Origin of the sequence: Sphingomonas aurea (assembly GCF_030678875.1) — a bacterium.
Taxonomy (GTDB): domain Bacteria; phylum Pseudomonadota; class Alphaproteobacteria; order Sphingomonadales; family Sphingomonadaceae; genus Sphingomonas; species Sphingomonas aurea.
In genome coordinates, this window is record NZ_JAUUDS010000007.1 from 126,041 (window position 1) to 139,971 (window position 13,931).

At 67.6% G+C, this 13,931-nt stretch carries 13 protein-coding genes; 1 reads left to right on the forward strand and 12 read right to left on the reverse strand.

Annotated features, from left to right (window positions below; all coding sequences use genetic code 11):
* Nucleotides 1–37: 37 nt before the first annotated feature.
* A complete protein-coding gene (locus tag Q5H91_RS13225; protein WP_305173889.1) occupies nucleotides 38–1,831 on the reverse strand; it encodes an IlvD/Edd family dehydratase in 1,794 nt (597 codons plus the stop codon).
* Between the two features lie 23 nt (nucleotides 1,832–1,854).
* Nucleotides 1,855–3,000 carry an aldose epimerase family protein gene (locus tag Q5H91_RS13230; protein ID WP_370655263.1) on the reverse strand — a complete coding sequence of 382 codons (1,146 nt, stop codon included), beginning with the start codon at nucleotides 2,998–3,000 and terminating at the stop codon, nucleotides 1,855–1,857.
* A 138-nt stretch (nucleotides 3,001–3,138) separates the two neighbouring features.
* Here Q5H91_RS13230 and Q5H91_RS13235 point away from each other — a divergent pair, with 138 nt between their 5' ends.
* Nucleotides 3,139–4,449, forward strand: a complete 1,311-nt coding sequence (locus tag Q5H91_RS13235) for a sugar MFS transporter (RefSeq protein WP_305173890.1) — start codon at nucleotides 3,139–3,141, stop codon at nucleotides 4,447–4,449.
* A 164-nt stretch (nucleotides 4,450–4,613) separates the two neighbouring features.
* Here Q5H91_RS13235 and Q5H91_RS13240 read toward each other — a convergent pair whose 3' ends face one another.
* The 10 genes from Q5H91_RS13240 to Q5H91_RS13285 all read right to left on the reverse strand — a co-directional run bounded on the left by Q5H91_RS13240 (nucleotide 4,614) and on the right by Q5H91_RS13285 (nucleotide 13,930).
* Nucleotides 4,614–5,522, reverse strand: a complete 909-nt coding sequence (locus tag Q5H91_RS13240; protein ID WP_305173891.1) for a flagellar motor protein MotB — start codon at nucleotides 5,520–5,522, stop codon at nucleotides 4,614–4,616.
* Nucleotides 5,523–6,386: a flagellar motor stator protein MotA gene (motA, locus tag Q5H91_RS13245; RefSeq protein ID WP_305173892.1), complete on the reverse strand. Its 864-nt coding sequence runs from the start codon at nucleotides 6,384–6,386 to the stop codon at nucleotides 5,523–5,525. It abuts the gene before it with no gap.
* A gap of 254 nt (nucleotides 6,387–6,640) precedes the next feature.
* Nucleotides 6,641–7,540, reverse strand: a complete 900-nt coding sequence (locus tag Q5H91_RS13250; RefSeq protein WP_305173893.1) for a flagellin N-terminal helical domain-containing protein — start codon at nucleotides 7,538–7,540, stop codon at nucleotides 6,641–6,643.
* Nucleotides 7,541–7,545: 5 nt separating this feature from the next.
* Nucleotides 7,546–8,880 carry a flagellar hook-associated protein FlgK gene (flgK, locus tag Q5H91_RS13255; protein ID WP_305173894.1) on the reverse strand — a complete coding sequence of 445 codons (1,335 nt, stop codon included), beginning with the start codon at nucleotides 8,878–8,880 and terminating at the stop codon, nucleotides 7,546–7,548.
* Nucleotides 8,881–8,889: 9 nt separating this feature from the next.
* A complete protein-coding gene (locus tag Q5H91_RS13260; protein ID WP_305173895.1) occupies nucleotides 8,890–9,225 on the reverse strand; it encodes a rod-binding protein in 336 nt (111 codons plus the stop codon).
* A complete protein-coding gene (locus Q5H91_RS13265; protein ID WP_305173896.1) occupies nucleotides 9,222–10,325 on the reverse strand; it encodes a flagellar basal body P-ring protein FlgI in 1,104 nt (367 codons plus the stop codon). The genes Q5H91_RS13260 and Q5H91_RS13265 overlap by 4 nt, the downstream gene beginning before the upstream one ends.
* Nucleotides 10,326–10,336: 11 nt before the next feature.
* A complete protein-coding gene (locus tag Q5H91_RS13270) occupies nucleotides 10,337–11,044 on the reverse strand; it encodes a flagellar basal body L-ring protein FlgH (RefSeq protein ID WP_305173897.1) in 708 nt (235 codons plus the stop codon).
* Nucleotides 11,041–11,832 carry a flagellar basal-body rod protein FlgG gene (gene flgG, locus Q5H91_RS13275; RefSeq protein ID WP_305173898.1) on the reverse strand — a complete coding sequence of 264 codons (792 nt, stop codon included), beginning with the start codon at nucleotides 11,830–11,832 and terminating at the stop codon, nucleotides 11,041–11,043. Before flgG ends, Q5H91_RS13270 begins: the two co-directional genes overlap by 4 nt.
* 11 nt (nucleotides 11,833–11,843) lie before the next feature.
* On the reverse strand, nucleotides 11,844–12,593 hold the full coding sequence (locus tag Q5H91_RS13280; RefSeq protein ID WP_305173899.1) for a flagellar basal body rod protein FlgF: 750 nt from the start codon (nucleotides 12,591–12,593) through the stop codon (nucleotides 11,844–11,846).
* A 23-nt stretch (nucleotides 12,594–12,616) separates the two neighbouring features.
* Nucleotides 12,617–13,930 (reverse strand): flagellar hook protein FlgE, encoded by a 1,314-nt coding sequence (locus Q5H91_RS13285; RefSeq protein ID WP_305173900.1) that lies wholly within the window; start codon nucleotides 13,928–13,930, stop codon nucleotides 12,617–12,619.
* Between the last annotated feature and the right edge of the window lies 1 nt (nucleotide 13,931).

Consider the following 13,931-nt stretch of genomic DNA (forward strand, 5'->3'; position numbering starts at 1 on the left):
GGACCCCCGCCTGCGCGGGGGAACGAGGGCGGGGGTATCAGTGATTGTCGCGCGGCAGGCCCTTGGTCTGGGCGATGCGCTGGTACTTCTCGGCGCCTTCCAGAATGGCGCCGGTGTTCATCTGACCGACGACGGCGCGCTGGATCTCCTGCCACGGCGTCTGCGAGGCCGGATAGGCATAGCCACCGGCAGCAACCAGCTCGGCGCGACGACGCTCCAGCTCCTCTGGCGGCAACAGTACGTCCGCGGTGCCCTTGTTCAGGTCGATCCGCACCCGGTCGCCGGTCTGGAGCAGCGCGAGGCCACCCATCGCCGCGGCTTCCGGGCTGGCGTTGAGGATCGAGGGCGAGCCGCTCGTCCCCGACTGGCGGCCGTCGCCGATGCACGGCAGCGCGTTGACGCCCTCGGTGATGAGGTACGCGGGCGGGCGCATGTTCACGACCTCGGCCGCGCCCGGATAGCCGACCGGACCGGCGCCGCGCATGAACAGCAGGGTCTGTGGGGTGATGCCGGTGGCGGGATCGTCGATGCGATGGTGATAGTCCTCTGGCCCGTCGAACACGACCGCCGGCCCCTCGAACGCGTCGGGATCGTCGGGGTTGGAAAGGTAGCGGGCGCGGAACTCGGGCGAGATCACGCTGGTCTTCATCACCGCCGCGTCGAACAGGTTGCCCGACAGGACGATGAAGCCGGCCTCCGCGACCAGCGGCCGATCATAGGGGCGGATCACCGCCTCGTCCTCGATCGCGATACCGCGGCAATTGTTGCCCATGGTCTTGCCGTTGACGGTCATCGCGTCCTCGGCGATCAGACCCTGGCCGATCAGCTGGTTGACGACCGCCGGCACGCCGCCGGCGCGGTAGTAATCCTCGCCCAGATACTCGCCGGCGGGCTGGAGATTGACGAGCAGCGGCACCTTGTGTCCCTCCGTCTCCCAATCCTTCAGCGGCAGGTCGACGCCGATATGGCGCGCGATCGCGGCCAGGTGGATCGGCGCGTTGGTCGACCCGCCGATCGCTGAGTTGACCTTGATCGCGTTGTGGAACGCGTCCCTGGTCAGGATGTCGGAGGGCTTCAGATCCTCGGCCACCATCTCGACGATGCGCTTGCCGGTCAGGTATGCGACCTCCTGACGGTCGCGATAGGGGGCGGGGATCGCGGCCGAGCCGGGCAGCGACATGCCGAGCGCCTCGCACAGCGAGTTCATCGTCGTCGCCGTGCCCATCGTGTTGCAATAGCCGGTCGACGGGGCGGAGGAGGCGACGAGGCGGATGAACTCGGCATCGTCGATCTCGCCGGCCGCCAGCAGCTGGCGCGCCTTCCACACGATCGTGCCCGAACCGGTCCGCTCGCCCTTGTGCCAGCCGTTCAGCATCGGCCCGACCGACAGCGCGATCGACGGCAGGTTGACGGTGGCGGCGGCCATTAGGCACGCCGGCGTCGTCTTGTCGCAGCCAATCGTCAGGACAACGCCATCAAGCGGGTAGCCGTAAAGCGTCTCGACCAGCCCCAGATAGGCGAGGTTGCGGTCAAGACCGGCGGTTGGGCGCTTGCCGGTTTCCTGGATCGGATGGACCGGGAATTCCAGCACGATGCCGCCCGCCTCGCGCACGCCCTCGCGCACCCGCTCGGCCAGCACCAGGTGGTGGCGGTTGCAGGGCGACAGGTCGCTGCCGGTCTGGGCGATGCCGATGATCGGCTTGCCCGAGCGCAGCTCGTCCAGCGACAGGCCGAAGTTCAGATAGCGCTCCAGATAGAGCGCGGTCATGTCGATGTTCGCGGGATTGTCGAACCACGCGCGGCTGCGCAGCTTGGGGGTCGAAGCGGTCACGTCGTGCTCCACGGGAATAAGGGTCAGCGCGCCACCGAGACGCGATAGATCATGCGATGGTGATAGGGCTTGCCGGGATCGACCCGCGCCGACCCGAACGCCGGCTGGTTGGGCGTATCCGGGAACTTCTGCGGCTCCAGCGCCAGCCCGTCACCCATGCGATAGACGTGCTTCTGCTTGCCGACATAGGTGCCGTCGATGAAGTTACCCGAGTAGAACTGCACGCCCGGCTCGGTCGTCAGCACCTCGAGCACGCGGCCGGAGGCGGTGTCCTCGACGCGAGCGGCGAGCTGCGGCTCCTTCGTCGCGCCCTTGTCGAGGGCGAAGTTGTGGTCATAGCCGCGCCCTATGACGATCTGCGGATCGCGGCCGTCGCGCACGCTCTGGCCGATGGCGCGGCCCTTGGTGAAGTCGAACACGGTGCCCGCGACCGGCGCCAGCGTCCCGGTGGGGATCAGGGCCGCATTGACCGGGTTGTAGCGCGCCGCCGGGATAGTCAGTCGCTGCGCGTAGATACCGCCGCTCGAACCCTCGCCGGCCAGATCGAACAGCGCGTGGTTGGTGAGGTTGACGATGGTCGGCGCGTCGGTGGTCGCCCCCATGTCGATGGTCAGCGAACCCTTGTCGTCGAGCGAGTAGGTGACGGTGACGTCGAGCTTGCCGGGATAGCCCTGGTCGCCCGCGGGGCTGGTCAGCACCATGGTGACGCTCGCCTGCGGACCGGACTTCACGTCGGTGATCCGCCAGACCGCCTTGTCGAAGCCCTTGGTGCCGCCGTGCAGCGAATTGGTCTTGTCGTTGAGCGGCAGCTGATAGGTCTTGCCGTCGAGCACGAACTTGCCGCCGGCGATGCGATTGGCATAGCGGCCGACCGTCTGGCCCCAGAAATTCGGGTTGGTGACGTAGCTGGCGGCGTCGTCATAGCCGAGCGTGATGTCGGCGACCTTGCCGTTCCGGTCGGGCGCGTTCAGCGACTGGAGCGTGGCGCCCAGCGTCATGATCCGCGCGCTGACGCCGTTGCTGCCGGTCAGCGTCACTGCCTCGATCGCGGTGCCGTCCGGCAACTGGCCGAAGCCCGCGCGTTTCGCCGTCGCGGCATTCGCCTGCCCGGCCAGACCCAGCGCAGCGACCGCAGCGGCGGTCCCGAGAAGCGCCATCGATTTCGTCATCATGCCCCTCCAGTCGGCCCGCCGCGCGACAATTGCGCATTGACCGATCATTGTCGCGCAATATAGTCTGACATATTCATTGGGTGCAAGACGCTCCCGACGTCGTTCGACGACGCGGCGTCGAAAAAGGAGAGGATTATGCCGGCACCAGTCGGTTCACCGGGCGTGACGGCCACACCTGTGGCGGGGGCGAGCTATACCCGCGCGCTGACCCTGCTCGCCTCGCTGTTCTTCATGTGGGGCTTCATCACCGTCATCAACAACACGCTGCTGCCACATCTGAAGAGCGTGTTCGACCTGAACTATACCCAGACGACGCTGATCGAGAGCGTGTGGTTCATCGCCTATTTCTTCGCGTCGATCCCCTCGGCCAAGCTGATCGAGCGGATCGGCTACCAGAAATCGCTGGTGACCGGGCTGCTCATCATGGCGGCGGGCGCGATCGGCATGATCCTGGCCGCCAGCCTGCCGTCCTACGGCGTGACGCTGGTCATGCTGTTCGTGATCGCGAGTGGCATCACGCTGCTCCAGGTCGCGGCCAATCCCTATGTCGCGGTCATCGGCCCGCCGGAAACCGCGTCGTCGCGGCTGAACCTGGTGCAGGCGATGAACTCGGCCGGGACGATGCTGGCGCCGCTGTTCGGCGCATACCTGATCCTCGGCCGCTCGAAGGGCGGCACGGCGGAGGCGGGCGTGGTGCTGACCCAGGCGGAACGGCTGGCCGACGCGCAGTCGGTGATCCTGCCCTATGTGCTGGTGGCAGTCGTGCTGGTCGTGCTGGCGGTCATCATCGCGCGCTTCCCGCTGCCGGCGATGGGCTCGTCGATCAGCCGCGCGGCCAAGGAGGATCGCAAGAACCACTCGCTGTGGAAGCATCGCAACCTGGTGTTCGGCATCCCGGCGATCTTCATCTACCTGATCGCCGAGATCGGGGTCGCCAACCTGTTCGTCAACTTCGTCAGCCAGCCCGACATCGCCAACCTGACGCACGAGCAGGCCGGGCGCTACCTGACCTTCCTGTGGGGCGGTATGATGGTCGGCCGGTTCGCGGGCTCGGCGATCATGCAGCGCATTCCGGCCGAAACGGTGCTGGCGGTGTTCTCGATCGGCGCGTTCGTGGTGATGCTCATCACCGTGTTCACCTCCGGTCCCGTTGCGATGTGGGCGCTGATCTCGGTCGGGCTATTCCACTCGATCATGTTCCCGACGATCTTCACGCTGGGGATCAAGGGGCTGGGGCCGCTGACCGAGGAAGGGTCGGGCCTGCTCATCATGGCGATCGCCGGCGGCGCGCTGGTGGTGGTGCAGGGCAAGCTGGCCGACACCTATGGCCTGCAGGCGTCGTTCCTGCTGACCGCGGTGTGCGAGCTGTACATCCTGTTCTACGCGCTATGGGGTGCCAAGGTCACCGAGGCGCTGCCCGAGCCGGCCGCCGAAGCGGCGGAGTAGGCGTGCTCGTCACCCCGGCCCGGGCCGGGGTGACCACGGCGTCCGCTCGGTCACCGGTTTCCCCGCCAAAGCGGGGATCCAGTTCCTCTGCGGCCAACCACCCGCGATAGAAGGTTCACTGGGCTCCCGCCTTCGCGGGAGCACGGGAGCGTGCGTAGCGGCGCCTACTGCCCGAACACGCCCTTGCGGTAGAGCAGGGTGATCGCCACCCGGCGGTTGCGCGGGTCGCCCGGATCCTTGACGATGATCGGCTCGCGGTCGGCGACGCCCTCGATCCGCTCGAACCGGCTCTCCGGAATGCCGCCCAGCGCCAGCCGGCGGCGGGTCGCCTCGGCACGGCCGGTCGCGAGCATCCAGTTGTTCATCGCGCGCGGATCGCCGTAAGGGACCGCATCGGTGTGGCCGCGAATCATGATCGGGTTGGCGGTCTCGCGGATCGAGCCGGCGATCATCGCGATCAGCTCCGACGCGCGCGGGTCGAGCATCGTCGTGCCGAGCGCGAACATCGAATAATCGGCGTCGTCGACCAGGTCGATGCGCAGTCCCGCCTCGGTGGGCACGAAGCGGACATGCTTGGCCAGCCGCGCGAGGTCGGCGGACGCCGCCATGCGCTGCATGATCTGCTGGCGCAGCCTGGCGAAGTTCTTCGCGTCTTCGGCCCGCGCGGCGGGGGAGGAGCGCAGCGAGCCCTTCTGGCCCATGCCGACCTCCGGTCCGCCCTGCACCTGCTTGGTCGGCATGCCCATCGATGCGATGACGGACGCCGCCGCCTTCGGCCCGGTCTTGTTGTTCGACATGATCGATTCGCCGCCCAGCGGGCCGGAGCCGCCGATGCCGAGCTTCTTCGAATCCATCAGCGTCGGCGCGAAATAATCGGCCAGGCCCTTGCGCTGCTTCTCGGTCGTCGCGCCGAGCAGCCAGAGGAGCAGGAAGAACGCCATCATCGCGGTCACGAAATCGGCATAGGCGACCTTCCAGGCGCCGCCGTGATGGCCACCATGGCCCTCGATATAGACCTTCTTGACGATGACCTTGGGCGGGACGTTCGACCCGTGCGGTGCAGCCTTCGCCACTTACTTGCCCCTGAGGCCGTCGAACACCTCGGCGAAGCCGGGCTGGTTCTTGTGGGCGATGCCGGCGCGCGCGGCCTCGATGACCAGCGGCTGCGGATGGCCGTGGAGCGAGGCAACGATGATCTGCTTGACCACGTCGTAGATCGCGGCATCGGCGTCGAGCACCTGCTTCAGCCGCCCGGCCAGCGGGTTGACGACGCCGTACGCCAGCAGCACGCCCATGAACGTGCCGACCAGCGCCGAGCCGATCATGCCGCCCAGCACCGAGGGCGGCTTGTCGATCGAGCCCATCGTCTTCACGATGCCGAGCACGGCCGCGACGATGCCGAGCGCGGGCAGCGAATCGGCCAGGCTGGTCAGCGTGGTGTGCGGCCCCTCCACCTCGTGGTGGTGGCTCTTGATCGAATGGTCCATCACTTCCTCGACCGCGTGCACGTCGAGCGTGCCCGACGACACCACGACCAGGCGCAGCGTGTCGGCGATCAGGTTGATGAGGGTATGGTCCTTCAGGAGCTTGGGATATTCGGCGAAGACGGCGGAGGATTGCGGATCCTCGACATGCGGCTCCAGCGCGATCGGGCCTTCCATGCGCAGCATCTTCATCAGCTTCGAGACGAGGAAGATGGTGTCGAGGTAATCCTGCTTCTTGTACTTCGGCCCCTTGAACACCTTGCCCAGGCCGCCGCCCACCGCCTTCAGCTCGCCACCGGAATTGCCGATGATGAGCGCGCCGACCGCGGCGCCGCCGATGATGAGCATCTCGTGCGGGATCGCCTCGAACACGGGGCCGAGCGCGCCGCCGGTGATGGCGAAACCGCCGAACACCATGCCGAAAAGGACGACGAGGCCGATCGCAGGAAACATGGTAAAGGCAATCCCCGGGTCAATGTGCCGGCGATAGCCGGCGTCGTGATTCCCCGATTAACCCGATTTCCTCGACAACCCGTTACCAAGCGCGTGGATGCCAAGGGAAAATGGAGCGCGCCGTCGTCATGCCGGGCCGGTCCCGGCAGCCAGTGCGTCGGACGGGCGCGTGCGTGGCCCGGAATGCTGGGACGAACTCGGGCTGCCGGTGGCAATGAGACATGCGCCGGTCCTTGCAGACCGGCCAGCCGACCTCAGCGGATATAGTCGAACAGCGACAGCTGGGCGAGCTTCGAGAAGCTGGCCTGCGTCGCGGACAGGGCGGTCATCATCTGCTGCAACTCGACGATCGCAGAGGTGATGTCGGTATCCTCCAGCTGCGAGCGGAGCGATGCGCGATCGGTGTCGGCGGTCTGAATCAGCGACTGCTGCAACTCGACCCGCGCGCCGCGCGCGCCGACAGAGGCCTGGACGTCGCCGAGCTGGTCGAGGGCGGCCTGGATCTTGTCGAGCGAATCGGAGGCCGCCTGCTGGCCGGTATCGTCGCCGGCGCGCAGCGCGGTCGCGAGCTTGCTGAGCACGGACAGCGTGTCGGTGCCGGCGTCCTGCTGGAACAGGCTGGCCGCGCTTTCGGTCGCCTGCACGGTCTGGCCGTCGGCGATCGGAATCTCGGAGACGTTGGTAGGCGCATAGGTGAAGGTGCCGTCGCCATTGTCGACGACCGCCTTCACGTTCGCCGTGGTGCCGAACAGCGGCTCGCCGCGGATATTGTCGACATTCGCCAGCCCGACGATCGCGTCGAGCACCGATTTCAGCTCGTTGCCGTTGATCTTGCGGTCGCTGGCCGACTGGGTGCCGGTGGCGGCGCTGGTCGCCAGCTCCTTGGCACGGGTCAGCTGCGCGTAGATCTGCTTCAGGACGCCGTCCGACTGGCTGAGCAGCGAGTCGGCCGTCTTCAGATTGTCCGAATAGACCGCCGCGTCGGCATCCTTGCGGGCGATCTCGGCCAGCTGCTGCGACACGCCGGGCGCATCGGAGGGGTTCTGGATCTTCTTGCCGGTCGCGATCTCCGTCTGCAGCGTCTGCGCGCGCGCGTTCATCGCGCTCATCCGCTTGGCAGTATCGGAATAGAAGGCGGAGGTGGACACCTGCATGGCGGTTACCTGATCTCGAGGATCGATTGGAAGGTGTCGCGTGCCGCCTGGATGACGCGGCTGGAGGCTTGGTACGCCTGCTGGAACCGCATCAGGTCGATCGCCTCGCTGTCGATATTGACCCCGGTCTTCGAGGTGAGGGCGGTCGAGGCACCGTTGCGGATCGCGGTCTGGGCGTCGGCGATGACGCTCTTCTGCTTGTAGGCGGTGGCGTTGTCGTTGACCGCGGCGGTCAGCTTCGCCTCGAACGCGCCGTCGAAGCGCGCCTCCTCGAACGCGGTCAGGTTGCCGCCGTTGCGCACGCCCTTGCCGGGCAGCGAGGCGGCGATCTTGCTGCCGTCGGTCGGGATGACGCTGAAGTCGGTCGGGTTGGTTGCCGAGGCCGCGAAGATGTCGGTGCCGGCGGTGCCGGTCAGATCCTCGCCGGTCGCCTGCGCCGCGTTGATCTGCGTGACGAAATCGGTCGCGACCTGGTCCAGCGTGGATCGTGCCGAGGCGATCCGCTCGGCCGCCTCGACGATACCCGCCAGGGCGCCGCCATTGGGCGTGATGACCGAAGAGGTCGCGCCCGCACCGACGACGGTCAGCGCGACGTTGGCGCCGGTCCGAGCGTAGTTGACCGTGCTGGCCACGTCGCGCGCGACCAGCGCCGCACCGCCCGACGTCACCGTCGCGCGGCCCAGCTGATCCATCGACACGCCGATGTCGGTGATCGCGCTCATCTGCTCCAGGATCGAGTCGCGCTGGTCGGCGAGCTGCGCCGCGGCGGCGGTGTTCGGCGTGGTGCGGCCGAGGCCGTCATTGACGCGCAGCAGCGAGGTGCTGAGCGAATTGAGCGTGTCGGCCGCCTGCTTGCCGGCAGTGTCAAGATCCGTGGCCATCTGGTCGAACGACTGGCCGGTCGCCTTGAACGCGATCGCCGCGGACTGGGCGGCGCTGAGCATGCCGGTGCGCAGTGCGGTCGAGGTCGGCTCGGCGGCAAGCGCGGTGGCGCTGGTGAAGAAGCCGGTGACCCGCGTCGTCAGCTGGTTGCCGGTCAGCGACTGCTCGATCCGCTCCAGCCAGGTGGCGCTCGCCTCGGTCCGGGCCAGGTCGGCGCCGGCGCTGCGGACTGCGGCGCTGGCATAGGCATCGGTCGAGCGGCCGATGCCGGTCATGGCGACGCCGTTGCCGGCGACCTGCTTCTCGACCGCGCCGACGCCGGCCGCGACCTCTGTCATCGTCGTCGTGCGGCGCGTGTAGCCGGCGACGCCGACATTGGCGATATTCTCGCCAACGACGTTCAGCGCCGTCTGGTAAGCGCGCACGCCCGAGGCGCCGATCGACAGGAGATCGCTCATGACCGGCCGTTATCCGGAGGTCGGGTTAAGATCTGGTTGAGATTTGGACAGGAACTCCGTCATCGCCTTGCCGATGCCGAGCGGCGTATGCTCGGCCATGGCGGCGACGGTCTTCTGGTCCTGCATGTCCTTGAACGTGTCCAGCGCCTTGCTGTCGAACAGCGGATCAGCGAGCTTCGCCTGACGCATCGACTTCAGCATCATGCCGGTGAACACCGCCTCGAACTGCTTGCCGGCCTTTTCCAGGTTCTCCTTGGACTTCAGCCGCGTCGAGTCGGACGAGATGCCGCCGGTCGCGAGCGTCGCGGTCGGGACGGCGGCGGGGGTGGAGCCGACCGTCGTCACAGGACCACCAGCTCCGCCTTCAGCGCGCCGGCTTCCTTCAGCGCCTCGAGGATCGCGACCAGGTCGGCCGGGCTCGCGCCGATCGCGTTCACCGCCTTCACCACATCGGCCAGCTTGGGACCGGGGCTGAGCAGGAACATCGGCTTCTTCTCCTCATTGACCGAGATGTTCGAGCGGTCCTCGACCGCGGTCTGGCCGCCGGAGAAGGGGGCGGGCTGGCTGATCCGCTGGTTCTCGTCGATCCGCACGGTCAGCTTGCCGTGGGTGACCGCGGCGGTGCCGACACGGACGGCGGACGAGATGACGACGGTGCCGGTGCGGGCGTTGACGATGACCTTGGCGGGCGGCTCGGCGGAGGTGACGTCGAGATTCTCGATCGTCGACATCAGCGTGGCGCGCACATCGGCGCCGACCGGCGCGCGGACCGCGACCGACACGGCGTCGACCGCCTGCGCGGTCCCGAGCCCCAACCGCTGGTTGATCGCACCCGCGACGTTCTGCGCGGTGGTGAAGTCGGCCCGCTGGAGGTTGAAGGTCAGGGTCGGCGCATTCTCGAACCCGGTGGCGACGGCACGCTCGACGGTCGCGCCCTCGGGGATGCGGCCGGTGGAGGGGATGTTGATGACGATCTTCGATCCGTCCGCACCCTCGGCACCCAGCCCGCCGACCGCCAAGTTGCCCTGCGCCATCGCATAGATCTGGCCGTCCGCGCCCAGCAGCGGCGTGAGGATCAGCGATCCGCCGCGCAGCGACTTGGCCTTGCCCATTGAGGCGACGGTGATGTCCAGCTTCTGCCCCGGCTTGGCGAAGGGCGGCAGCTCGGCGGTAATCATCACCACGGCGGCGTTCTTCAGCCCCGGATTGGCGCCTGGCGGCAGTTGCAGGCCGAAGCGCGAGGTGGCGGCCTTCACGCTCTGGACGGTATATTCCAGATTGTCGTCGCCGGTGCCCGGCAGGCCGACGACCACGCCGTAACCGGTCAGCTGGTTGGTGCGGATGCCCTGGAACCCGCCAAGGTCCTTGATCCGGTCGGCATGGGCGGGCGCCGCCATGCAGAGCAGGTCGAAGAAGGCGAGGAGGAAGCGGAAGTAGCGATACATCGACGAGTCCCTCAGAACGGGCTGACGGCGGAGAAGAAGCGGCTGAGCCAGCCCTGGCGGCTGGCGCGGGCGACGTCGCCCTTGCCGGTGTAGGAGATCTGGGCATCCGCGACGCGGGTCGACGGCACGCGATTGTCGCGGTCGACGTCGGCGGTGCGGACGATGCCCTTGATCCGGACATATTCGTCGCCGCGGTTCAGCGTGACGCGCTTCTGCCCCTGCACCAGCATGGTGCCGTTGGGATAGACGGCGGCGACGGTGACGGAGACCTCGCCCGACAGGCTGTTGGCCTGATCCGCCTGTCCCTTGCCGTCGAAGTTGCGCTTGCCGCTGGCCGCGGCCTCTGCCGGGTCGAACAGCTTCAGAGGTCCCATCGAGGGCGGGGTGATCCCGAACCCGCCCGACGAATCGAGCTTGGAGCTGGCGGACTTGGACGCCGCGGTCCGCTCGACCAGCACGATGGTCAGCGGATCGCCGACCTTGCGGGCGCGCCAGCCCTCGTAAAGCGCGGCATAGCCGTCCGACACCTGGAAGATCGAGCCCGTGGGCTGCGCGACCGGCTGGGCGACCGGCAGCGGCGCGGCGGCGGAGAAATCCTCCGGCGGCTTCTTGCTGCCGAACAGCCCGGCATGGGCCTGTACGGGGATGACGGCGGCGAGCGCGGCGAGCGCCGTGAAGACGGCGACGGCGGCGTGGCTGACCTGGGTGTGGCGGATCATGACAGGTTCTGGTTCACGTACTTGAGCATGTCGTCGGTGGCCGAGATCATCTTGGAATTGACCTCATAGGCGCGCTGGGTCTCGATCATGTCGACCAGCTCCTCGACGACGTTGACGTTGGACGCCTCCAGCGAACCCTGGCGGATGCCGGCACGGCCGTCCTGGTTGGCGGCACCCAGATTGGCGGCGCCGCTGGCCGCGGTCTCCAGCAGGTAATTGTCGCCCTTGGACTGGAGGCCGGCGCCGTTGGCGAAGCTGGCGACCTGGATCTGGCCGAGCTGGGTGGCCTCGCTCTGGCCGGGCACGGTCGCCGAGACGGTGCCGTCCAGCCCGATCGTGATCGCGGACGCGTTCTCGGGAATGGTGATGCCGGGCATCACCTGATACCCCTCCGAGGTGACGAGCAGCCCCTCGGCCGATTTCGAGAAATTGCCGGCGCGGGTATAGCCCAGCTGGCCGCCGGGCAGCTGCACCTGGAAGTAACCGTCGCCGTCGAGCATCAGGTCGAGCGCGTTGCCGGTCTGCTGCGACGACCCTTGCGTGTCGATGCGGGCCGTGCCCTGCACACGGACGCCGGTGCCGAGGTTCAGGCCGGTGGCGTATTTCGTCTCGCTGGTCGACGCGGCGCCGGGCGCGGTCACGACCTGGTACGACAGCGTCTCGAACGCCGCGCGGTCGCGCTTGAAGCCCGTGGTGTTCACGTTGGCGAGGTTGTTCGAGATAACGCGCATGCGCATGTCCTGGGCGTCGAGCCCGGTCCGCGCGATGTGCATGGCTGCGGTGGTCATCGTCTAATCCCTCAGCTCGGCAGGCGCATCAGCGAGGCGCCCCCTTCATCCATGTCCTTGGCCGTTTTCATCAGGTTGGCCGTAACCTCGTAGCTGCGCTGGTTCTCGATCATGTCGACCAGCGCCTGAGTCATGTTGACGTTCGACCCCTCCAGCGCGCCGCCGGTGACGGTGGCGTCCAGATCCTCGGGCAGGGTGCCGCCGCCCTTGACGCGCAGCAGGTTGTCGAGGCCCTTCAGCGTCGTCGACCCCTTGGTCGAGGCGAGCTTCAGCTTGTCGATCACCTGGGTCTGGGTCGCATCGCCGCCCATCGGGATGATCGCGATCGATCCGTCCGCAGCGATGCTGATCGAGCTGGCCGGCGGCAGCGTGATCGGGCCCGACGAGCCCATCACGATATGCCCGTCCCCGGTCTGGAGCACGCCGGACGGCGCGATCTCCAGGTCGCCGCGGCGGGTATACGCCTCGGTCCCGTCGGCCGCCTGCACCGCCAGCCACGCGTCGCCGTTCATCGCAACGTCGAGCGGGCGACCGGTCTGCTGGATCGCACCCGGTGCCCGGTCGGCGTCGGTGATCTCTTCCGAGGTGGGCGCGCGCGCCTCGATGGTCTGCCCGCCGCCCTTCAGCTCGATCCGGTCGAAGACGACGCGGTCGGCGCGAAAGCCCGTGGTGGACGCGTTCGCCATGTTGTTGGCGATCGCGGCCTGCGACGCCATGTGCGCCTTGAGCCCCGTGGCCGCCGTGTAGACGAGCTTGTCCATCTATGCCTCCGCGCCGCTTTCGATCACGAGCGGATGTTGAAGATGGTCTGCGAGACCTGGCTGGCGGTATCCAGCGCCTTGGCGTTCGCCTGGAAGTTGCGCTGCGCCGCGATCAGGTTGACCAGCTCCTCGGTGATGTCGACGTTCGACCCCTCGATCGTGCCGCTCATCAGCGAGCCGAAGCCGTCCGCACTGGCCGCGCCGAGCGTCGCCGAACCCGACACGCCGGTCGCCGACCAGTAGCTGTTGCCGATCTGGCGCAGGCCGGTGGGGGTCGAGAACTTGGCCAGCGCCACCTTGCCCAGCGGCACGATGTCGCCGTTCGAGAAGCTCGCCTGGATCAGGCCGCCGTCGGTGACCGTGACGCCTGCCAGCTGGCCGACGGCGATACCGTCCTGCGTCTTCGAATTGACCGAGAAGGCCGAGGACAGCTGGGTCGATCCGGTCAGGTTCAGCGACAGCGTCTGCTGCGCCGCGCCCGAAGTCGGGGTGTAGGTATCGAACGCGATCGGCTGTGCCGGCGTCCCGACCAGCGAACCGGTCGAGTCGAACTGCAGCGTCACCTTGTCGGCGCCGTTCACCGTCATCTTCTGGTCGCCGACATAGGTATAGACGTCCCAGGTGCCGGTGGTCGCGGCCTGCGCGGCGACCGGGGGCGGGCCGGCCTGTGCGGCGACCGCCGGGGTCGCGCCGCCGGTGCGGACGTAATAGTTGGTCATCGTCGCCGGGTTGCCGTTCGCGTCATAGATGCGGGTCGCGACCGAGTTGGTGTAGGTGGTGGTGTCGGCGCGCTTGAAAACGTTGGTGGCCGGTTTCACCGTCGAGGTGGCCGATACCTGCACGTTGGTCGCGACCTTCTCGGTACCCTTGGGCGTGCCGGAGGTCTGCTGGATCTGCAGGTTGGTCAGGCCGTCATTGCCGGTCGCGGTGACGTTGCCGTCATTGTCGACCGGATAGACCATCAGGTAGCTGCCCTGCGCGTCGACGACGTTGCGGTTCGAATCGACCGAGAAGCTGCCGTTGCGGGTATAGGTGACCGAGTCGCTGGTGCCGGTCGACTTCATCACGAAGAAGCCTTCGCCGACCAGCGCCAGGTCCAGCGCGTTCGACGTGGTCTGGAGGTTGCCCTCCTTGAACTGCTGGGTGTTGCCCTTCACGACCACGCCCGAGCCGACCATCTTGCGCGGATCAGTCGCGACGCTCGACGCGATGACGTCGGCAAATTCGGTGCGGCTCTTCTTGAAGCCGGTGGTCGAGACGTTGGCCAGGTTGTGGCTGATCGTCGACATATCGGTCTGCGAGGCCTGAAGACCGGAAAGCGAGGTGAAGAAGGACATG

Bases quoted from the DNA above. Each gene is read 5' to 3' on its own strand.
- Q5H91_RS13230 (WP_370655263.1), bottom strand. From the start codon at position 3,000: ATGACGAAATCGATGGCGCTTCTCGGGACCGCCGCTGCGGTCGCTGCG.
- Q5H91_RS13235 (WP_305173890.1), top strand. From the start codon at position 3,139: ATGCCGGCACCAGTCGGTTCACCGGGCGTGACGGCCACACCTGTGGCG.
- motA (WP_305173892.1), bottom strand. From the start codon at position 6,386: ATGTTTCCTGCGATCGGCCTCGTCGTCCTTTTCGGCATGGTGTTCGGC.
- Q5H91_RS13250 (WP_305173893.1), bottom strand. From the start codon at position 7,540: ATGCAGGTGTCCACCTCCGCCTTCTATTCCGATACTGCCAAGCGGATG.
- flgK (WP_305173894.1), bottom strand. From the start codon at position 8,880: ATGAGCGATCTCCTGTCGATCGGCGCCTCGGGCGTGCGCGCTTACCAG.
- Q5H91_RS13265 (WP_305173896.1), bottom strand. From the start codon at position 10,325: ATGTATCGCTACTTCCGCTTCCTCCTCGCCTTCTTCGACCTGCTCTGC.
- Q5H91_RS13270 (WP_305173897.1), bottom strand. From the start codon at position 11,044: ATGATCCGCCACACCCAGGTCAGCCACGCCGCCGTCGCCGTCTTCACG.
- flgG (WP_305173898.1), bottom strand. From the start codon at position 11,832: ATGACCACCGCAGCCATGCACATCGCGCGGACCGGGCTCGACGCCCAG.
- Q5H91_RS13280 (WP_305173899.1), bottom strand. From the start codon at position 12,593: ATGGACAAGCTCGTCTACACGGCGGCCACGGGGCTCAAGGCGCACATG.
- Q5H91_RS13285 (WP_305173900.1), bottom strand. From the start codon at position 13,930: ATGTCCTTCTTCACCTCGCTTTCCGGTCTTCAGGCCTCGCAGACCGAT.